A 17,429-nucleotide genomic window follows, 5' to 3' on the forward strand; every position below is an offset into this window, starting at 1 on the left:
GTACCCAGCTAAGTGGCTTGAGAAGACTTGAGAATTTGCCGAATGACTTCCGAGGTCGGCGCTTCTCCGTCGTTCGCCTCCAGGATTAGGAACGCCTGAAAGTTGCCACTCGACGGCGTTCCTGACTTCCGGTCCCGCGCATACGGCCCGCCCGCATATCTTTTCAGCCGAAGGTGCAATTCGTCAGCCCGCGCGCGTGCCGTCAGGCGCCCGCGCTCTGCGGGGAGAGCGGCTCGCAAGATTTCGCGTTCCTTCCTCAATCGCTTGCCCTCGTCGCCAGCAGCGGCGCCAACCATTGGCACCAGCGCCGCGCGATCGGCCGCGTCGAGAACGCCAAGGGCGCCAGTCAAAAACCGGAAGAGGCGATCCCATTGCAGCGTCGAGTGTGAGAAGCCGTTACACTGGCGCGGCATCGCTTCGCACCTGACGCATGCACATTGACCACTGCAGGACATCAATTTGCAAATCTGCGAATTTTTGGCCGGCACCGGTCTGAGAGCCGAGCGCGCTAGCGATTGCCCTTCCCCTCCCGGCCCGATGGTAGACGCCAATGCGGCGCGATCGAATAAATATCCACCGGTCGAACCTCGCCAGGCTTTGCGCGATGCTCTTTGAGCCGAGGCAGTGCGCCGGCGCGGGCAGGCAGCCGAAGTTCACAGCAATGCGCTCTGTGCTCATGCTGCGGACCCCGCTAAGCCGAACTCAGCCAGCAAATGCGAGGGGGCCCGACACTTTGGCGATTCCGGATCGGGTCCGAACTCCGCGAAGTGCTTTGTCCACTGCCCTTCGCGCTTGTAGCGCTTGAGCACGTCACGCCAAGCCGCTTCCGTGGGCCATCCATCCGGCCGACGGCTTTCTCGCGACGCTGCCCGATGGCGGCCTGAGCGAGCGTCGTCGCCGATCCACAGCCGGGCGGTAGCCTGCCAATCGCAACTGGTGGTGCCCTTGGCCCGGTGATGGTCTCGGAAACGCGATAACGATGCTGTTACCGCGTCGTCGCCGCCAAGCTGCTCAATTGCCCAAGTCTGCGTTTGATCGTTGAGAGTAAAATCTTCAGAAATCGACGTCGCGGGCGGGCGCGCTTTCTCACGCACTGGTTCCTTAAGTGGTTCTATTAATGGTTTGGCGGACAGATTTGTCCGGTCTTGACTGCCAAAATTGTCCGGTCTTGGCGCATGAAATGTCCGGTCTTGCTCGCTTGACCGGCTAATCCCATCCGGTCTTGGCGCCTGGTCCTGGTCGCTTGACCGGACAATCTCGTCCGGTTTTGCGCCGGTGATCAGATCGTCTTCCGCTGTTGCTTGATAGGACAATTCTGTCCGGTCTTGCGCTAGCCGATAGACCATAGAGTTCTGCTTTCGCCTACGCGTGATGAGATGCCCCCGAACCTCCAAGGCGTCAGTTAGGCGCCTCACCGATCGCTCGTCCTTCACCGCGATCGCATTGGCGAGCGTCTTCTGGTTCGGCCAAGCCTCCAGGGAAGTTCGGTTTATGTGCTGACTGATGATGTAGGCCAGCCTGAAGGCAGCCGGCGGCAGCTCCGGGTCTGCCGCTACTAGATTCAGCCATTTGAAGATTGCGGCAGTGAAGGGATCGCCGGCCATCAGCGCACCACCGCGCCAGTGAAGCAGGCCAGGACTTCGGCGGCAGCGAGCGCCCGGTCTCGATCCGGCAACGGAAGGGAAAGGAACGCTATGTCACCGCCACGCGATATGTGGCGTACCGCGAAAGCTTCCTCGCCATCTTGCGCCCTGATGGGCACGACGAAGACCGCGCCGCCGAGCTGGCGCAGATCACTGCCGAAGATTGGCCGCCGCCTGTGCGCCGGCATGTCGGCTCCTTGCGGATGCGCGTGGGATCGTGTATTTTCTGAGGTGCTGATCTGAATGCGTTTGGGGGCTGCCTTTGCCGAGGCGGCCCTTCGCATTTTTGGGCCACCATCCGGCGGCTTTTGATTTGCCAGTGCGCGGAAAAGCGCTTGCGGATCAATCTTGCCCGGATGCGCGGTTTGCCAATCTAAGCCATTGATGCAGGCTGATGTGCTTGTTCTGCTGGGATCGCCAGTCATTCCCCTCGCATATCAATAGCTTGGCGCAGTTTCGGCTTCGTTCTGCGGGCAAGATCGTGTTGCGCGGCGCTACAACTCGTTTCCCGCAAATTCAGGGCGTTACGCGTCATTACAAATCGCTCCACGCAACACGGGCGCAACAGGCGCTTTCGCGATCTGTTCACTACGGATGGAGGCCGGTTATGATCCGCGCCTTGTTGGTCGCGTTCGTCGCGAACAACCCTCTATCCACACCTACGACACGCAGTAGCTCGCGCGCGTTCCGCGGCTCAAGGGATTGATAGTTTGACTCTCGCCGGCGCCGCGTTTCGATGGCGCGATGACCAAATCAGAGAACAGAGCAGCCGCTAGGTCGTGGCAAGCAGAGCGCCAGCGCCAAATGAGCGAAGCCATTCAAGCAGAGCGCGTCAGGGCCGACCTGGCGGAGCTCGATCGGCTTCGCAGCTATCTTATCAAAAGCAGGACCGCCGGCTACGCACGGCCTCTGATTGACGCAATCGACGACTATGTTGAGGCCATCACCGGAGATCGCACGAAGCTGCACGCCCAAAACCACAAGTGCGGATGAGGCCCACCAGGGTGAACGCCCCCGCGAGGGCCGCAGGAGCCGCGCTGAACAGCTCCCGCGGCCGGTGCCGCGACGTTCCGCACGATCGGCGCGGCGCTGCAAGTGCTAGCACGGAGGCCAGTCAGCGTGAATGGCGCGCGCCGCCCGCCCATCCAGGCGCTCTAATTAATCGGGGGCTTGTCTTCCCGGTTGAGCAGCCCCAATCGTCGTTCAAGCTCTTCCTTCTTCGCCACCAGTCTCGCGGCGAGAATGTCATTGACGACTGTGTGGAGTCGCCACAGCTCTTCGAGAGACATGCTCTCAAACGGCTTCCGTTCCATGACCCGCCCCCGACTCACGAATTGCCCATAGCTTGGGGCTATGATCGGCAGATGGCAACTCGGGGGTTGGTTGCGCGGAAAGTTACCTACACCTGCGGCGCCGACCTAGTTTATTGGAAGCTGAACGACCCGACCTTGACCGCGAACGGCGCAACTGAGCTTGCGCTAATCGGTTTCGCAGGACACCTAGTTCAGCAATTCGACATTCGAGAAACACGATACGTTGGTGCAGAGCAACAGCGGCATCGAAAATTCGATCGGGAATACTCATCGCGACCTCAATACAACTGAACTGAAAAACATCTCAACAATCATGGTATTACGACAGTAGACGGGCACGATTGCAAGGCGAATTCTTGGGCAGCGCTCGCCGTCGTGGCCCTGGGAAAGGAACACCGGGACGGACTGAATCGGCAGGTGATTCCCGAGGCGTCGAAAGAAAAACCCGCCGACCTGGGAGCCGGCGGGTTCTCAATGCCCATGCGTATCGCGGTACTCATCACCAATCCGCAATAGAGCAATGCTACTGGCAGGCGGTTGACGTCCGGCTACGTTATCTGTTCACCGGTCCTCAGCACACCACCGGGAAAATCTAGCCGCAGGAGCGCCCATAGGGCTTGGATCAGACGCTTTCGGTCAACAGCGGCTCGCCGTCCTCCCGGTCGCAGTCGTCCTGCTCAAGATCGGCGAAGTAGCCGCCCCCGCCAGGCGTGCTCCTGGTTGATCGCTCGATCAAAGCTGCCAAGGGATCCCGCGAGCTCTGGGAGCAGATGGCTGCAGACGGGGGTGCCTAAACGCGGCCATCGAAGCAATTATAGCGATTATTCGCCCACGTCAGCGGTCTCAGAAATTGCAGGCGGCGCTATGGTTCGAAGAAATTGCACGGACCCGACTTCGCCTTCGACCTCTCGGAAGGCCAACTCCATCCAAATTGAATCTCGGCTGTTTAGCGCACCGAAAAGCCCAATCCGATCGGCGCCAGAGAACATATTGTCCACGAATTTGATGCGATACTGGGATTTCTTGTCGGGCGTGCTGCGGTCGTCTTAGATGCCGCCTTAAGCAGAGCCTCGTTCGTGGCCGTGACCGCTTCTACGGCCGGTTTCTACTCCGCGGGTTGCAGGTTCGAGTCCTGCTGGGGTCGCGCCAGTCTCATTCTCAATCCACCGCCCTTCACGAACGCGTGGGTAACCATACGCGGGCCTTTGAACCGTGCCGATCAGCCCTATGTAAGCGGCGGGCGAATTGCGCCCGCGTTAAGGACTCCGATGCTTCCTGCCGAATGGACGAGAATGGCCATCGCATCTGCGGTGGCGATCGTCGCGATGTCGTTTTTGGCAATTGACGCAGGCGTTGTGAACACCAGTGTGGTCACCAGGCCCATCAAGGTGGCTCAAGCATCGATCATTGGTGCCGCCATGGGCCAGCATCACCTTTCCTTCGCCGTTCAGGAGTGGGCGCGTCCCAGCCGCGACAACAACGAAAAACCGGCCTTGGAGCACTGCCTGGCGATCGACTGATCGAGGCGCCCTCTTCCGCGCAAGCGACGACATTCATCCTCCGCCACCTGTCGACTGACGAACCTGCCACCAGTGCGCAATCGCTGAGGTGAGATCGTCCCACACCTTCGTCGGCAAATCCGAGACCGCCACCCGCACGCTAAATCGGTCCGTGGTCGCGTCGTGAAACCACTCGGTCGCGGCAAAGTCGAAGCCGAAACTGCCGGCATGGCGAATCGGGAGGCCCTCGGCGCGCAGTTCGTTGCTCATGTCTTCGGCGGCCTGCCGCGCGCTCGCCTCGTCGAGAGGGCGCCTGCCCCGCAAGGTGACGTAGAGACCGTGGGCGAAATGGAGTTCGGCCGAGAGCGCCGGGAGTGTTGCAGCAAAATGGCGGGCCATGCTTCGGCCGTTGCGCAGGATCGCCGCAACACGCCTCTTTGTGAGGGCCCAGTAGGCCGCGCTGCCGACAAAGGGCGGGAAGTGCGCCGGCAACGCTGCGCCGCCGAGAAGTCGCACCGCGTTGCGGGTTTCGGCTGCAAGACGTGTCCATTCAGGCCGCCCTGCCCGCTGCTGGTCCTCATTCCCCTGCACGAAAACCGCCGAGCCGAGGCGGCCATATTCCGCCCCGAGCGAATCGAGCTTGTTGTGGCTTCGCACCAGCACCAGTGGAATTCCGTATCGCCGGGCCCAGCTCAGGACGCGCCGGATCCGGCCCGAGCTGCCCGCGAAGCATGTCGTATCGAAAATCACGAGATCGAGACCCGAGCTGTCGCTTCGGATCGCCGCCTCAAAAGCGCCGGCGCGGGAGCAGGAATCCAAAAGCAGAATTTTCGGCGAATTCGCCGAAGCAAACGCATCGCCCAACGGCGGACTCAAAGCCACGAGCCGCAAATGAGGAACAAGGCCCCGGATCAGCTCCAGCGTCTCGCCGTAGGAGCCGGGAAGCACCAGCAAATCAGCCTTCTCGACGATTTGCGCGGAGGCCAGCAGTACGGCGGAGATCGCAGCCATGCCCGAGGCAGTATAGATAGCCGCGCTCATGCAGCCGCATTCGAACTCATAGAAGGAAGGACCGCGCACCGTAAGATCGGCCCGCTGGTAATCGTAACTGAACTTGAAGGGCCCGCTGACGGGATCGGCGCTGTGCGACCAGGCTGTTTCCGTTGCCTTCCACTCGTTCAGCTCGTGCTCTGCCCTGAGCGCCGCAGTGATCTGGAATTTGGACCTGACGACCTCGTCGACCGATCGCGGACGCGTCAAATCGAGCGGATGGCTCAGGCAATCGTTTAACAGCCCGAGTTCCCTGTGCTTCCGTTCCAGATAGGCCTGAATGGTCTCCATGCGCGTCTTGGGCAGATCCGATCGGACGTCAACGTGCGGAAATCGCCTTGGGTCCAACGCACGCCTGCTGCAACGAACAACGATCCTGGCCGTTGAGACGGTGCAAGGAGGACAACATGTCTGAGATCAGAGAGCACATGAAAATCATCGGCAAGGACGGTGCACATGTCGGCACCGTCGACCGCGTCGAGGGCAATCGCATCAAGCTGACGCGGAAGGACAGCCCGGAAGGTCACAAGGACCATCATCACTACATCGACATGAAATATGTCGGTGCCGTCGAAGGCGATGTCGTCAAGCTTTCAATGAATGCCGACGCCGTACCGAAGACGGAAGCCGCCTGAACATTGAGCCCCTTCGGGGGCTTTTTGTTTGTTCACCATCCGACTCCGCTTCGTTCCAAAAGCACGAATCGTAATCGCAAAATCGGCGCTGCGCTTTTCTTAACATCGCGTTTCGTCGGATCGATCACGTAGCCATCGATCACGTAGCCATGGGCACGAGCGTCGGCCGCAGCAGGTAGGCGTCGATCGCAGCGTTCGACAACAGCAGCCTCCGCCGCTCTCCTCGCAGCATCAACCTATCGATCCTGTTCAGGATGAAGCGGGCGGAGTCCTCGTGCTCGCCTGTGAGCAGGCCGGATCGGTCGAGATATTTCCAGGCAATGTCGAAGGACTGTGCGCGTAACTCGGGGTCGGTCATGGACGGCCAACGTCCGCGGGGAACGGAGGTTCCTGTTTTGAGCGCGAGCAAGGCGAGCCGCCTTGCGCAACGCCAGTCGGATCGAAACGGCACAACAAAATGAGCGGCGGCGTGGAACGAGATCACGACCGGCACGTTAGATGGCTTGAAATCAAGTGGTGCCGACCTGCCAGCCCCGGTCGGCTTTGAAGGGCCCCGTGCTTGTCCCCCGAGCACGGGGCTTTCTCATGCAGATCAGCCGGCCGGCCGAGTTCGGCCCGTCATCGTCTGACGCGAAATTCCCCTAAGAATGCCCTCAGTCCGCCCGCTCATCGCGCCGGTCCCGGGCCAGCTCGTGCCAGGCCAGCGCCAACTGGATCAGCCGTTGCCGGTCGGCGCCTTCCGATGCCGCGGCCTGCTTCATCGCGGCCTCTGCTTCGTGCTGTGGGTCGTACTTGGTACACATGAGACCGACTCTAGCGGGCTATCTGGACAAGCCCATGGCAATTTCGTCCGTATGATTGCGGAGTAAGTCCGCGTCTCCGGACTGAGAACAAACGCCCCGGCACGATTGCCTCTCTGCATGCATGCGCTGATTGCGAAGCCATTTGGCTGGGCTTCATCCAGGCTATCTGTGAATTGTGTCACAGTCCGCGACCTGCATCTCGGTTAAACCATGTTTCGACGCTCCAGCAGCACGCGGAGGCATCGATGGTATTTCCCGTCATGACACAAGAAGCAGCAGCTCCGGCCAACGTCCCGACGCAACGACAAAGGACCGACCTGCTCGGCATCGCCTATCTCGGGACCATCGGCATCGTGATGCTGGCCTGGATCGCCGGCCTGGTCTGGGGCGCGATTGCGTTCTTCAACTGGCTGGTGTGACGCAGGGCAAACCGTCGCGCTGGCGAGCAAGGCTCGCGGCCGCGATCGTGCGCTAGAACAGGCAGTGCACCACCTGCCCCAGCTTGATCCCGCCGCAAACGATCATGGCCCAAAGCGCCAAGCTGATCTGGATTGCATCCAGCATGTCCCACGTCCCCGCGAATCGATTTCCCAACGCTTTTTCTTTTGAGAATCGCGTGAAGCGGTACCGGGAGCCAGTGCTATTTTGAGGCAGTTGTTGTGCGCCGCCGAACGTCGCGCCGACATACGCATCGAGACAATCGGTTGACGGCACCAGAACAAAAAGAGGCGGGCTTTCGCCCGCCTCTTTCAGGTCAGGATGCGACCAGTGCCTTAGCGGCACGCTCGCGGATCGGTCGCCACGTACTGCCCGTCCGGATAGCGGTAGTAGCAATTGCCCTGCGCCCAGTAGTAGCCCGGCTGCGATGCGGCGGTGGCACCGGCGATGGCTCCGGTCGCGCCGCCGAGAACCGCGCCCGCGGCAGCCCCTGTTGCGTTGCCCGAGATCAGTCCGCCCAGCACGCCGCCGACGATGGCGCCGCCAAGCGCGCTCGCGCCGGGATCAGCCGGCGGCGGCGGAGGTGGCGGTGCATAGGCGACCGGCGGCGGCGGGGCATAGGCCACCGGCACGTCGTCGTAATATTCCTCGGAGATGTAGGCCGGCGGGCCGGCCATTCGCTGCGGATAATAATACCAGACGCCGCCAACGTCCCACCACCAGCCGGAGCGGCCGTTGTGGACTTCGTGGCGCCAGCGCCCGCCATCCCAGGAGCGGTTGCCGCGATAGGCATGTCCGCCCCAGTCCCGCGTCGGAGCGGGACCGCGGGCGACATAGCGTCCCGGCGGCGGGCCGCCGGCGCTGTGCTGACCGGGACCCGCATGGGGCTGGCCACCGGGCTGCGGCGCGGGCCGGGCCGCCTGCTGCGGCGGGGGGCCCCTGCGGATGTTCTGACTGTCCGCAGGCGGTGCCCCTGCGCCCGGGCGGGCCGGAGGTTGACCGGCGTCCCTGGGTGGCCTGGCGTCCCTCGACGGCCCGGCGTCCTGGGCCTGCGCCGAAAGCGCGAGCAACGACATGGCCGAAACCAAGGGAATGATGATCTTCATGCGGCTGGACGCACTCATGCGTGCTTGACCCCTACTCTCTCGAATGCCGTGGTGCCTGGCGCGATAGACGATTCGGATCGCGCTCGGCTTGATGCCGGCTGACATAGCTGACCTGCTTTGTTCGGCTAAGTCGCGTTACAAATGATTAAGATCACGGCAATTTTTCGGCTCGACGGGCCGCGCTGGAGTGCTTCTAGCGGGCCGGCTCGATCACGTTGCAATTGCTCCGCCCGGACATCAGGCAGTCCTGCATCTTGCTGGCCGCGGTAAGGTCCCGCGCGAGCCACCAGCCGACACCGAGGATTAGGATCGCGATGATCAAGCCGGCGATCGCGCCGCGGCGGTTATCGCCGGATTGAGGCTTCGGCCGGGATTTCGGCTTCTCGCCCGGTTCGGGCTTGGACTCGAGCTTGGACGTGGACATGGCTACCTACCGTGCGGGCGCCGGCTTACCACCTCTGCGACGTCCCGTCACATCCCGATCGGTCCAGCTCGTCAGGTTCAGCCTCGGGTCGCCCGGATCGCATCCTTGCGCGAGGTTTCGACCGCCGGGATCGCCTGCTGGAGCCGCGGTGCACAGGTCGTGAGCACGAACGCGGTCTGGGTGCATTCCCAGTCGGCACCCAGGACGGCGCTCTCGATGGGCTGGGGACGAGCGAGCAGCAGCGCGGCGCCGGCCACGGCTATCAGAGCCAAGGCGATTGCCAGCGCCTTCTGGCGGAAGCGGAAGGTCGTCATGCCCGTGCTCCGTCTCGTATCGGGGCGGACGCTAGGCGTCGCCCTCGTGCTCCCTTATGAGGGACATCACAATTCGGCAGTTTTTCGGGGCTACGAGATCGTCGGGTCGGCGATTTTTCGTCTACCTGATCGGCTGCGATTATGGGTGGCTTCGCGACGCGCGCCGATGTACACGCTTCTGCGTCGCGTGGCGCCCGCTATGCCCAGCCGACGTACCAACACGCAGTGATGTAGGGCTGAAAGTGAGGAAGACAAGGTTCGTTCGATGAGTGGATTCAGGGAACCAGGCTTCTCCGACCGACAAAAGGCGGCGCAGGAAGCACGCAAAAATCTTTTGAACAAATTCAAGTCGCAGCCGGGTCACGACGATCCGGCGGTCGCGGCACGACGCGCCGAGCGCGAGGCACTCGCGGCCAAGCGCGCCGAGACAAAGGCCACGCGCGAGGCCGAAAAGGCCGAGCAGAAGCGTATCGCGGAAGAAGCCGCAGCGGCGGAGGCAGCCCGGATCGCCCGCGAGGCGGAAGATGCGGTCGCCAAGCAGGCTGAAATCGAGGCCGAGCAGAAGGCCAAGCGCGACGCCCGCTACGCCGCCCGCAAGGCCAAGCGCAAGTAGCATTCACGGTCGCGTTCAACTGAATTTGAACTGACTATTCCGGGGCGGTCCACGTGACCGCCCCTGGATTTTCGACGCACGTCCGTCTGCAGCGGACGACAGTCGAAGATCAGTTCTTCTTCATCATCCCGTCGTCCTTCTTCATCCCGTCCTTCGACATGTGATCCTTCTTCATGCCGTCGTCCTTGGACATGGTGTCCTTCTTCATCATGCCGTCCTTGGACATCGTGTCCTTTTTCATCATGCCGTCATCCTTGCCCATCTTGTCTTGAGCAAAGGCGGCCGGCGCGAGCGCGAGGCCGAGCGAGAGAGCGGCAGCGGAGACGCCGAGCACGATACGGGTGCGAATGGTCATGGATCATCTTCCCTTCGAGATGGTGTTTGTCAGCGACGGACGCCGCTATTCAATCTCGACGGATGGACGCCCCGCATTGTTACCCCGCCACGAGATAAATTTTTGACGAGCCTGCTGCGATCCGCGGTTCGAAGGAGGCCAGGGCCTGCGGCGGGAAGAGGATGTGTGCAGCGCAGCACAGCCACCCCCTTGCCGCGGCATTCGGTCTCGAACTATCAGATGAGAGAACATCGGGTGAAAGACCGGCTAGGATGGGCCTACGTGCCGGTCACATGACCCGCCCAAATCACACCAACAAGAACCGTTCGAAGAAACGTTCAAAGGGATCACACCATGCTTACGCGCCGCCATCTGCTCGCGACCGCGGTCGCCGCACCCGCCATTCTCCGCTTCGGCATTGGCACCGCGCATGCCGCGACCACGCTGAAGATCTCGCACCAATTCCCGGGTGGCACCATCGACAAGGGCGATTTCCGCGACCGCCTCTGCCGCATGTTCGCTGCCGAAGTCAGTAAGCGCAGCAACGGCGACATCGCCGCCGAGATCTATCCGAACTCTTCGCTGATAAAGACCAACGCGCAGTTCTCCGCGATGCGCAAGGGCGCGCTCGACATCAGCCTCTACCCGATGCCGTACGCTGGCGGTGAGCTGCCGGAGACCAATATCGGCCTGATGCCCGGCCTCGTGACCACCTACGACCAGGGCCTGCGCTGGAAGAAGGAGCCGGTCGGCAAGGCGCTGACCGACTTCCTCGCCGACAAGGGCATCATCCTGCTCTCCTGGGTCTGGCAGGCCGGCGGAGTCGCCAGCCGCTCCAAGCCGATCGTCGCGCCGGAAGACGCCAAGGGCCTGAAGGTGCGCGGCGGCTCGCGCGAGATGGACATGGTGCTCCAGACCGCCGGCGCCTCGGTGCTGTCGGTGCCCTCGAACGAAATCTACGCGGCGATGCAGACCGGCGCCTGCGATGCCGGCATCACCTCCTCGACCAGCCTGATCTCGTTCCGTCTGGAAGAGGTCGCCAAGTCCCTGACCTCGGGCGCAGGCGCCTCCTACTGGTTCATGCTCGAGCCGCTGATGATGTCGAAGGCGATCTTCGACAAGCTGCCGAAGAACCAGCAGGACATCCTGCTCGCGGTCGGCACCGAGCTCGAGGCCTTCGGCCGCAAGGGCGCGCAGGACGACGACGTCGAGGTCGCCAAGGTCTACGAGAAGGCCGGCGCCAAGGTCTCGGTGCTCGACGCCGCGACCGTGGGCAAGTGGCGTGACATCGCCCGCGACACCGCCTGGAAGGACTACAGCGCCAAGACCGCGACCTCGGCGAACCTGCTCAAGCTCGCCACAGACGTCGCCGCATGAGCCACGGTCCGCTTCCGGATCGTGACGATCAAACCATCGCTGCCGCAAGGACAGGCCTTGCGGCAGCGATCGATCGTGGTCTCGCCATCCTCAACAGCATCATCGTCGTGTTCGCCGCGATCGCGCTGGTCGCGGCCTGCGCCATCCTGAGCTACAGCGTGCTCAGCCGCGCGCTGTTCAAGGCCGCCAATTACTGGCAGGACGAGGCCGCCGTGTTCCTGCTTGTCGGCGCGACCTTCATGACGGCCGCCTATGTGCAGCAGAACCGCGGCCATATCGGCATCGAGGCTTTTGTCGGCCTGCTGTCGCCCCTCGCGAACCGGATCAGGCTCTGGCTGGTCGATGCCGCCACATTTCTGTTCTGCGCCTTCTTCACCTGGAAGTCCTGGACACTGGCCCACGAGGCCTATGTCGACGGCCAGGTCTCGAACTCGATGTGGTCGCCGCCGCTCGCCATTCCCTATTCGCTGATGGCGTTCGGCATGAGCCTGCTCTGCATCCAGATCCTCGTGCAGCTTGCGCTGCCGTTTACCGGAGCCAAGCGTCCATGAGCGTGTTCGGTATCGGCGTTGCCTACGGCGTTGCGACGCTGCTCGTGATGTTCTCGGGCATGCCCATTGCGTTCGCGCTCGGCGCGGTCGCGGTCGTGTTCATGGGCATCTACATGCCGGCGGCGTCCCTCGATACGGTGACGCAAAACGTCTACGAGGAAATGGCCTCGATCACGCTGTTGTCGATCCCGCTCTTCATCCTGAAGGGCGCCGCGATCGGCAAGTCGCGCGCCGGCCAGGATCTCTATTCGGCGCTGCATGCCTGGCTGCATCGCGTTCCCGGCGGGCTCGGCGTTGCCAACGTGTTCGCCTGCGCGCTGTTCGCGGCGATGGCGGGCTCCTCGCCTGCGACCTGCTCGGCGATCGGCTCGGCCGGCATTCCCGAGATGCGCAAGCGCGGCTATTCCGGCGGCTTTGCCGCAGGCATCATCGCTGCCGGTGGCACGCTCGGCATCCTGCTGCCGCCCTCGATCACCATGATCCTGTTCGCGGTCGCAGCTGAAAAATCGCTCGGACGACTGTTCCTCGCCGGCATCGGGCCCGGCCTGCTGCTGGTCTCGCTGTTCGGCGCCTACGCCGTGATCCGCTTCCGCCAGGAATATGCCGCCGCCGAAGCGATCTACAAGAACGGCGGCCCGGAAGCAGCGATCCTCGCCCGCGACGAATACACGCTCGCCGAACGCTTCAGCGTGCTGCCGCGCGTGATCCCGTTCGTGCTGCTGCTCACCGGCGTCATGATCGCACTCTATGGCGGCTACGCCACGCCGTCAGAGACCGCCGGCCTCGGTGGCCTCCTGGCGCTGGCGCTGATCGCGGCGATCTACAGCGTGTGGCGGCCGAGCGACCTCGCCCCGATCATGAAGTCGACGATCCGGGAATCGACCATGCTGATGATGATCATCGGCATGTCGCTGCTCTATTCCTACGTGATGAGCTATCTGCACATCTCGCAATCGGTAGCCGAATCCATCGTCGCGATGCACCTGCCGCGCTGGGAGCTGCTGTTCGCGATCCTCGTCATGGTCGTCGTGCTCGGCTTCTTCCTGCCGCCGGTCTCGATCATCCTGATGACGGCGCCGATCATCCTGCCGCCACTGCGTGCCGCAAACTTTGACATCATCTGGTTCGGCGTGGTCATGACCATCGTGATGGAGATGGGGCTGATCCATCCGCCCGTCGGCCTCAACATCTTCGTCATCCGCAACGTCGCGCCGGACATCCCCTTGCGCGAGGTGATCTGGGGCACGCTGCCGTTCGTGCTGCTGATGATGCTCGCAGTGCTGCTGCTGTGCTTCTTCCCGGCGATTTCGACCGGGCTGCCGGATCTGGTGATGGGGCCGGACGGGAGCAGGTAGCGGCAATCACGGCTGCCGTAGGGTGGGCAAAGCGCAGCGTGCCCACCATTCAAGACCAGGAGCGCGGACAGATGGTGGGCACGGCGCGACGCGCCTTTGCCCCACCCTACGATTTCTCTTTCCGCCGCACCTTCGGCGCGGCCACGCCGCCGGCGACCACCTGCAACAGATCTTTGCGCACAGCTTCGATGTGCCGCTCCAGGAAGCGGCAGGCCTCCTCGACCTTCTGCGCGCGGCAGAGCGCGATCATATGGGCGTGCTCCTTTTCGGCCGTCCCCATCGCTTTGGTGTTGGAGAGCTGCAGCCGCGTGTAGCGGTCGCTGGTCTGGAGCAGCGACAGCACGATCGCCCGCGTGCGCGGCTGCGGGGCGTGAACATAGAGCGCCATGTGGAAGTCGGCGTTGAGCTGGCCCCATTCGCTAACGTTCTTCGCCTTGATCGCCTTCTCGAAACTCTTGTGGATGTCGTCGAGCCCGTCGAAATCGTCAGCAGTGAAATGCGGCGCCGACTGCGCCAGGAGGCGGGGCTCCAGAATGCGGCGCAGATCGAAAACGTCGTTGATCTCGTCCAGTGACAGCTCGGAGACGATGGCGCCTTTCTGCGGAACAATCCGCACCAGGCCTTCGGCCTCGAGCTGAAACAGCGCCTCGCGCACCGGGATGCGGCTGACGCCATAGGCCTCGCCAAGCGCATCCTGCCGCAACTGCGATCCGGCCGGATAGGTGCCGTCGAGGATCGCCTGCCTGAGCTGGTCGACGATCGCGGCCGACAGGGTGCGATGCTTCAGAGGCTGTTTCATCTGACCTTCTGTTGTCCTTCCCGACTCGTCCGGCCGAAGCGGTCTCTCTCTTGCATGTCGGGCGCTCCAGCAAAAGCCGGGTGCCCCGCAAAGCAGCGTGCCCAGCAAAAGCGCGGCTTGCCGCCGAAATGACCCCAATCTCCGTTTGACACCCAAATTGTATAAATTATACATTTGTCGATAGCACGACAATTTTCGGGGTGTGGGGCCTCTTTCATGATCGAGCAGACGATCCCGGCCAACCGCGCGTTCAGCGTTCGACGGATGGTCATTCGCGCCTCCAGCGCCCTGCTCGCCGTGGAGCGCCTTGCGCTGATGGGCCTGATGTACGTGCTGACCGGCCTGATCCTGGTGAACGTCGTCACCCGCTACGCGCGCTTTCCAATCTACTGGATCGACGAATCCGCAGTCTATTGCGTGGTCTGGCTGACCTTCGTCGGCGCCTCCGCGATGACGCGGCTGCGGCTCGACTTCGCGGTGACCATGCTGACGGAGCGTCTTTCGGCGCGACACCAGAAGATCGCGAAGGTGATCTCGACCGGCCTCGTCGTCGTGTTCGGCGCCGCCCTGATCGTCACCTGCATGCTCTGGATGGATCCGGTTGGCCTCGCCCGCGCCGGCTTCGACGGGCGCAAGCTGGCGGCCGAAACCTTCAACTTCCTCTACACCGAGCACACCCAGACGCTGAACTGGCCGACCTGGGTGCTCTACCTGACGCTACCGATCTTCGCGGTGTCGATGACCGTTCACGGCCTCGCCAATTTGCTGGAAGATCTGGGGCTGGTGCCGCGCGTGCCGCCAAAGGGCTTCCAGCTCTCCGAGCTCGATGGGGTCAACTGATGATCACGTCAGCGGCCTTTATGGTTTTCATGCTGGTCGGCGTGCCGATCGGCCTCTGCCTGTGCCTCGCCGGGCTCGTCTACATCGCGGCATCCGGCAATCCCGTGCTGTTCCAGTCCTATCCGCTCCAGTTGTTCGGCGGTGTCGACAGCTACGGCCTGATCGCCATCCCGCTCTTCATCCTGATCGGCGAGATCATGAATGGCGGCGGCATCACACGGCGCATCGTCGACATGGCGATGGCCTTCGTCGGCTCGCTCGAAGGCGGGCTCGCCTACGTCAACATCCTCGCCAACATGTTCATCTCCTCGATCCTGGGATCGGCGACCGCGCAGGTCGCGATCATGGCCCAGATCATGGTGCCGGAGATGGAGAAGAAGGGCTACGACAAGACGTTCGCTGCGGGACTGACCGCCTATGGCGGCATGCTCGGACCGATCATCCCGCCCTCGGTGATGTTCGTGGTCTACAGCGTGCTCGCGCAGGTCTCAGTCAGCGACATGCTGATCGCCGGCATCGTGCCGGGCGTCATCCTCACCGTGATGTTCTGCCTCGTCATTGCCCTGATGGGCTATGTCTACAATTATCCGCGCGCGGATTATCAGACGCCGCGCCAGCGCGTCATGACGATCCTGCGGACGTCGCCGACGCTGCTGATCCCGGTCGTGATCGTCGGCACGATTCTGAGCGGCCTCGCCAATGCAACGGAGTCCGCCGCGGTCGGCGCGGTGGCTGCCGCACTCGTCGGAAAATACTGGACCAGGGAGTTCGAGTTCTCGCAGCTGCCGCAGATGATGCTGCGCAGCGCGATCTATTCGGCGATCGTGCTGTTCCTGGTCGCGGCCGCCGCGGTGTTCTCCTGGGTCCTGATCTTCGGCAAGGTGCCGCAGGAGACCGCCGCCTGGATCCAGACCGCCGCCAAGGACCCGGTCAGCTTCATGCTGATCTGCAACGTGATCCTGCTGGTGATCGGCACGGTCATCGACGGCATTCCCGGCCTGATCATGACCGTGCCGATCCTGCTGCCTGTCGCGACCGAGGTCTATCACATCGATCCCAGGCATTTCGGCGTCGTGGTGGTGATCAATCTCGTGCTCGGCCTGCTGTCGCCGCCGGTCGGGCTCTGCTTCTTCGTCGCGGCCGCCGTCACCGGCGCCAAGCCCGGCAAGATGTTCATGGTGACGCTGCCCTTCTTCGTCATCTCCTGCGTCCTCCTCGTGCTGCTCTCGCTCTACCCGTCGCTCTCGCTGATCCTCATCAAATAGGCCGTTCAAAAGGAAGCCCGACCATGCCGCTTACACGCCGCCGCTTTCTCGCCGCCAGTGCCGCCACATCGGTGTTCGCACCGTCACTGGCGCTCGCCCAGACCAAGGAATTCCGCCTCGGCCTGATCACGCCGAACGGCCATTCCTGGAACAAGGCCGCGCTCAAATTCGGCGACGATCTCAAGGCTGCAACCAACGGCCGCCTGACCCTGACCGTGTTCCACTCCGGCCAGCTCGGCAACGAGCCCGCGATGATGCAGCAATTGCAGTCCGGCGCGCTCGACATGGGCTTCATCCAGGCCGCCGAACTCGGCTCGCGCGTGCCGCACATCGCCGCGATCAACGCGCCCTACATCGTGCGCTCGACGCCGGCGGTGGCGAAATTCGTGCGGCATCCGGCGGCCGTCAAACTGTTCGACGTGCTGCCGCAGGAAACCGGAACGATCGGGCTTGGCTGGGGCATCACCGGCATGCGCGCGGTGTTCTCGTCGAAGGATTTGACGACGCTCGCCGACATCAAGGGCATGAAGCTGCGCATCAACCCGACGCCGGTCTATCGCGATTTCTATTCCTCGCTGGGCGCGGCGCCGACGCCGATCCCGACGCCGCAGGTGTTCGACGCCATGGCCAACGGCCAGGTCGACGGCCTTGAGGCCGACCTCGAATTCTCCTGGAACCAGCGTTTCGACAAGGTGTCGAAGGTGATCCTGCAGATGAATGCCGTCTTCATGCCGATGGCGGCCGTCGTCTCCGGACGGGTCTGGCAGTCGCTCCCCGCTGCCGACCGCGAGCTGATCGCCAAGACGGTCAAGGCGACGCTGGATGCGCAGATCGACGAACTCGCCGGCAACGAGCCCGCGCTGATCGAGAACTTCAAGAACGCGCCGATCCCGATCCGCCAGGTTCCGGCCGGCGACACCGAAGCCGTCATTGCCGAATTCGACAAGATCTGGCTGCCCAAGGCACCGGTTCTTGCCGAGCTGCGCAAGGTCGGCGCGACGCTCTGATCCCACCCGCCATCCTCTTCACCACGCCCGGCGGATCCAGCCCCCCGCCGGCAATCTTACTTG

At 62.9% G+C, this 17,429-nt stretch carries 23 protein-coding genes; 12 read left to right on the forward strand and 11 right to left on the reverse strand.

The genetic code is table 11. From position 1 onward, the window contains the following. The first annotated feature begins 173 nt into the window (after window positions 1-173). On the forward strand, window positions 174-389 hold the full coding sequence (locus CV770_RS41455) for a hypothetical protein (protein WP_146101242.1): 216 nt from the start codon (window positions 174-176) through the stop codon (window positions 387-389). 285 nt (window positions 390-674) lie between these two features. On the opposite strand, the gene CV770_RS03980 is transcribed toward CV770_RS41455, so the two are convergent. After that, complete coding sequence (locus CV770_RS03980) at window positions 675-1,604, reverse strand: helix-turn-helix domain-containing protein (protein WP_104461417.1); 930 nt, start codon at window positions 1,602-1,604, stop codon at window positions 675-677. Then, on the reverse strand, window positions 1,604-2,068 hold the full coding sequence (locus tag CV770_RS41460; RefSeq protein ID WP_146101243.1) for a hypothetical protein: 465 nt from the start codon (window positions 2,066-2,068) through the stop codon (window positions 1,604-1,606). Before CV770_RS41460 ends, CV770_RS03980 begins: the two co-directional genes overlap by 1 nt. 379 nt (window positions 2,069-2,447) lie before the next feature. Between CV770_RS41460 and CV770_RS03990 the strand changes: the two genes are divergently transcribed. Further along, window positions 2,448-2,636 carry a hypothetical protein gene (locus CV770_RS03990; protein ID WP_146101244.1) on the forward strand — a complete coding sequence of 63 codons (189 nt, stop codon included), beginning with the start codon at window positions 2,448-2,450 and terminating at the stop codon, window positions 2,634-2,636. Between the two features lie 161 nt (window positions 2,637-2,797). On the opposite strand, the gene CV770_RS42415 is transcribed toward CV770_RS03990, so the two are convergent. Continuing rightward, a complete protein-coding gene (locus CV770_RS42415; protein WP_201759691.1) occupies window positions 2,798-2,956 on the reverse strand; it encodes a hypothetical protein in 159 nt (52 codons plus the stop codon). 1,292 nt (window positions 2,957-4,248) lie between these two features. Here CV770_RS42415 and CV770_RS03995 point away from each other — a divergent pair. Next, window positions 4,249-4,476, forward strand: a complete 228-nt coding sequence (locus CV770_RS03995) for a hypothetical protein (protein WP_245453671.1) — start codon at window positions 4,249-4,251, stop codon at window positions 4,474-4,476. 33 nt (window positions 4,477-4,509) lie between these two features. Here the strand turns inward: CV770_RS03995 and CV770_RS04000 are convergent, their stop codons facing one another. Next, window positions 4,510-5,796: a hypothetical protein gene (locus tag CV770_RS04000; RefSeq protein ID WP_104461421.1), complete on the reverse strand. Its 1,287-nt coding sequence runs from the start codon at window positions 5,794-5,796 to the stop codon at window positions 4,510-4,512. A gap of 116 nt (window positions 5,797-5,912) precedes the next feature. Between CV770_RS04000 and CV770_RS04005 the strand changes: the two genes are divergently transcribed. Then, window positions 5,913-6,140: a DUF2171 domain-containing protein gene (locus CV770_RS04005; protein WP_028144728.1), complete on the forward strand. Its 228-nt coding sequence runs from the start codon at window positions 5,913-5,915 to the stop codon at window positions 6,138-6,140. A 139-nt stretch (window positions 6,141-6,279) separates the two neighbouring features. On the opposite strand, the gene CV770_RS43155 is transcribed toward CV770_RS04005, so the two are convergent. Beyond that, window positions 6,280-6,633, reverse strand: coding sequence for a hypothetical protein (locus tag CV770_RS43155; protein WP_245453672.1), 354 nt, complete (start codon window positions 6,631-6,633; stop codon window positions 6,280-6,282). A 555-nt stretch (window positions 6,634-7,188) separates the two neighbouring features. On the opposite strand from CV770_RS43155, the gene CV770_RS42065 reads away from it, so the two are divergent. Continuing rightward, window positions 7,189-7,362 (forward strand): hypothetical protein, encoded by a 174-nt coding sequence (locus CV770_RS42065; RefSeq protein WP_161499975.1) that lies wholly within the window; start codon window positions 7,189-7,191, stop codon window positions 7,360-7,362. 52 nt (window positions 7,363-7,414) lie between these two features. Here CV770_RS42065 and CV770_RS41465 read toward each other — a convergent pair whose 3' ends face one another. The 4 genes from CV770_RS41465 to CV770_RS04025 all read right to left on the reverse strand — a co-directional run bounded on the left by CV770_RS41465 (window position 7,415) and on the right by CV770_RS04025 (window position 9,225). Beyond that, window positions 7,415-7,726, reverse strand: coding sequence for a hypothetical protein (locus CV770_RS41465; RefSeq protein ID WP_146101245.1), 312 nt, complete (start codon window positions 7,724-7,726; stop codon window positions 7,415-7,417). Continuing rightward, window positions 7,717-8,505 (reverse strand): hypothetical protein, encoded by a 789-nt coding sequence (locus CV770_RS04015; protein WP_104461422.1) that lies wholly within the window; start codon window positions 8,503-8,505, stop codon window positions 7,717-7,719. Before CV770_RS04015 ends, CV770_RS41465 begins: the two co-directional genes overlap by 10 nt. Window positions 8,506-8,680: 175 nt before the next feature. Further along, the gene (locus CV770_RS04020; protein ID WP_028144732.1) at window positions 8,681-8,911 is read right to left on the reverse strand and encodes a hypothetical protein; all 231 of its coding nucleotides are present in this window, start codon (window positions 8,909-8,911) and stop codon (window positions 8,681-8,683) included. A gap of 77 nt (window positions 8,912-8,988) precedes the next feature. Continuing rightward, a complete protein-coding gene (locus CV770_RS04025) occupies window positions 8,989-9,225 on the reverse strand; it encodes a hypothetical protein (RefSeq protein WP_104461423.1) in 237 nt (78 codons plus the stop codon). 265 nt (window positions 9,226-9,490) lie between these two features. Between CV770_RS04025 and CV770_RS04030 the strand changes: the two genes are divergently transcribed. Beyond that, complete coding sequence (locus CV770_RS04030; protein WP_091956754.1) at window positions 9,491-9,838, forward strand: DUF6481 family protein; 348 nt, start codon at window positions 9,491-9,493, stop codon at window positions 9,836-9,838. A 109-nt stretch (window positions 9,839-9,947) separates the two neighbouring features. Here the strand turns inward: CV770_RS04030 and CV770_RS04035 are convergent, their stop codons facing one another. Continuing rightward, entirely contained in the window at window positions 9,948-10,193 is a 246-nt protein-coding gene (locus CV770_RS04035) for a pentapeptide MXKDX repeat protein (protein WP_018323138.1), read from the reverse strand. Window positions 10,194-10,526: 333 nt separating this feature from the next. On the opposite strand from CV770_RS04035, the gene CV770_RS04040 reads away from it, so the two are divergent. Genes CV770_RS04040 through CV770_RS04050 form a run of 3 tightly spaced genes read left to right on the forward strand, consistent with a single transcriptional unit; the run spans window position 10,527 to window position 13,455 of the window. Beyond that, window positions 10,527-11,549 carry a TRAP transporter substrate-binding protein gene (locus CV770_RS04040; RefSeq protein ID WP_091956756.1) on the forward strand — a complete coding sequence of 341 codons (1,023 nt, stop codon included), beginning with the start codon at window positions 10,527-10,529 and terminating at the stop codon, window positions 11,547-11,549. Further along, a complete protein-coding gene (locus CV770_RS04045; RefSeq protein ID WP_104461424.1) occupies window positions 11,546-12,100 on the forward strand; it encodes a TRAP transporter small permease in 555 nt (184 codons plus the stop codon). The genes CV770_RS04040 and CV770_RS04045 overlap by 4 nt, the downstream gene beginning before the upstream one ends. Continuing rightward, a complete protein-coding gene (locus tag CV770_RS04050) occupies window positions 12,097-13,455 on the forward strand; it encodes a TRAP transporter large permease (RefSeq protein ID WP_018323135.1) in 1,359 nt (452 codons plus the stop codon). Before CV770_RS04045 ends, CV770_RS04050 begins: the two co-directional genes overlap by 4 nt. Window positions 13,456-13,561: 106 nt before the next feature. On the opposite strand, the gene CV770_RS04055 is transcribed toward CV770_RS04050, so the two are convergent. Next, on the reverse strand, window positions 13,562-14,254 hold the full coding sequence (locus CV770_RS04055) for a GntR family transcriptional regulator (protein ID WP_104461425.1): 693 nt from the start codon (window positions 14,252-14,254) through the stop codon (window positions 13,562-13,564). A 216-nt stretch (window positions 14,255-14,470) separates the two neighbouring features. Here CV770_RS04055 and CV770_RS04060 point away from each other — a divergent pair, with 216 nt between their 5' ends. Genes CV770_RS04060 through CV770_RS04070 form a run of 3 tightly spaced genes read left to right on the forward strand, consistent with a single transcriptional unit; the run spans window position 14,471 to window position 17,366 of the window. Then, the gene (locus CV770_RS04060; protein ID WP_201759692.1) at window positions 14,471-15,094 is read left to right on the forward strand and encodes a TRAP transporter small permease; all 624 of its coding nucleotides are present in this window, start codon (window positions 14,471-14,473) and stop codon (window positions 15,092-15,094) included. Further along, the gene (locus CV770_RS04065; RefSeq protein ID WP_104461426.1) at window positions 15,094-16,359 is read left to right on the forward strand and encodes a TRAP transporter large permease; all 1,266 of its coding nucleotides are present in this window, start codon (window positions 15,094-15,096) and stop codon (window positions 16,357-16,359) included. The genes CV770_RS04060 and CV770_RS04065 overlap by 1 nt, the downstream gene beginning before the upstream one ends. 23 nt (window positions 16,360-16,382) lie before the next feature. Beyond that, on the forward strand, window positions 16,383-17,366 hold the full coding sequence (locus CV770_RS04070; protein ID WP_028144740.1) for a TRAP transporter substrate-binding protein: 984 nt from the start codon (window positions 16,383-16,385) through the stop codon (window positions 17,364-17,366). Window positions 17,367-17,429: the final 63 nt, after the last annotated feature.

The sequence above is a fragment of the Bradyrhizobium sp. AC87j1 genome (genome assembly GCF_002936975.1).
Classification (GTDB): Bacteria; Pseudomonadota; Alphaproteobacteria; order Rhizobiales; family Xanthobacteraceae; genus Bradyrhizobium; species Bradyrhizobium shewense.

Excerpts from the sequence above, each read along its gene's own strand:
- CV770_RS04000 (WP_104461421.1), bottom strand. The coding sequence starts at position 5,796 with ATGGAGACCATTCAGGCCTATCTGGAACGGAAGCACAGGGAACTCGGG.
- CV770_RS04070 (WP_028144740.1), top strand. The coding sequence starts at position 16,383 with ATGCCGCTTACACGCCGCCGCTTTCTCGCCGCCAGTGCCGCCACATCG.
- CV770_RS03980 (WP_104461417.1), bottom strand. The coding sequence starts at position 1,604 with ATGGCCGGCGATCCCTTCACTGCCGCAATCTTCAAATGGCTGAATCTA.
- CV770_RS42065 (WP_161499975.1), top strand. The coding sequence starts at position 7,189 with ATGGTATTTCCCGTCATGACACAAGAAGCAGCAGCTCCGGCCAACGTC.
- CV770_RS04025 (WP_104461423.1), bottom strand. The coding sequence starts at position 9,225 with ATGACGACCTTCCGCTTCCGCCAGAAGGCGCTGGCAATCGCCTTGGCT.
- CV770_RS04050 (WP_018323135.1), top strand. The coding sequence starts at position 12,097 with ATGAGCGTGTTCGGTATCGGCGTTGCCTACGGCGTTGCGACGCTGCTC.
- CV770_RS04020 (WP_028144732.1), bottom strand. The coding sequence starts at position 8,911 with ATGTCCACGTCCAAGCTCGAGTCCAAGCCCGAACCGGGCGAGAAGCCG.
- CV770_RS04040 (WP_091956756.1), top strand. The coding sequence starts at position 10,527 with ATGCTTACGCGCCGCCATCTGCTCGCGACCGCGGTCGCCGCACCCGCC.
- CV770_RS04035 (WP_018323138.1), bottom strand. The coding sequence starts at position 10,193 with ATGACCATTCGCACCCGTATCGTGCTCGGCGTCTCCGCTGCCGCTCTC.
- CV770_RS41460 (WP_146101243.1), bottom strand. The coding sequence starts at position 2,068 with ATGACTGGCGATCCCAGCAGAACAAGCACATCAGCCTGCATCAATGGC.
- CV770_RS04060 (WP_201759692.1), top strand. The coding sequence starts at position 14,471 with ATGATCGAGCAGACGATCCCGGCCAACCGCGCGTTCAGCGTTCGACGG.
- CV770_RS42415 (WP_201759691.1), bottom strand. The coding sequence starts at position 2,956 with ATGGAACGGAAGCCGTTTGAGAGCATGTCTCTCGAAGAGCTGTGGCGA.
- CV770_RS04015 (WP_104461422.1), bottom strand. The coding sequence starts at position 8,505 with ATGAGTGCGTCCAGCCGCATGAAGATCATCATTCCCTTGGTTTCGGCC.
- CV770_RS04065 (WP_104461426.1), top strand. The coding sequence starts at position 15,094 with ATGATCACGTCAGCGGCCTTTATGGTTTTCATGCTGGTCGGCGTGCCG.
- CV770_RS03995 (WP_245453671.1), top strand. The coding sequence starts at position 4,249 with ATGGCCATCGCATCTGCGGTGGCGATCGTCGCGATGTCGTTTTTGGCA.
- CV770_RS04045 (WP_104461424.1), top strand. The coding sequence starts at position 11,546 with ATGAGCCACGGTCCGCTTCCGGATCGTGACGATCAAACCATCGCTGCC.
- CV770_RS03990 (WP_146101244.1), top strand. The coding sequence starts at position 2,448 with ATGAGCGAAGCCATTCAAGCAGAGCGCGTCAGGGCCGACCTGGCGGAG.
- CV770_RS04030 (WP_091956754.1), top strand. The coding sequence starts at position 9,491 with ATGAGTGGATTCAGGGAACCAGGCTTCTCCGACCGACAAAAGGCGGCG.
- CV770_RS04055 (WP_104461425.1), bottom strand. The coding sequence starts at position 14,254 with ATGAAACAGCCTCTGAAGCATCGCACCCTGTCGGCCGCGATCGTCGAC.
- CV770_RS04005 (WP_028144728.1), top strand. The coding sequence starts at position 5,913 with ATGTCTGAGATCAGAGAGCACATGAAAATCATCGGCAAGGACGGTGCA.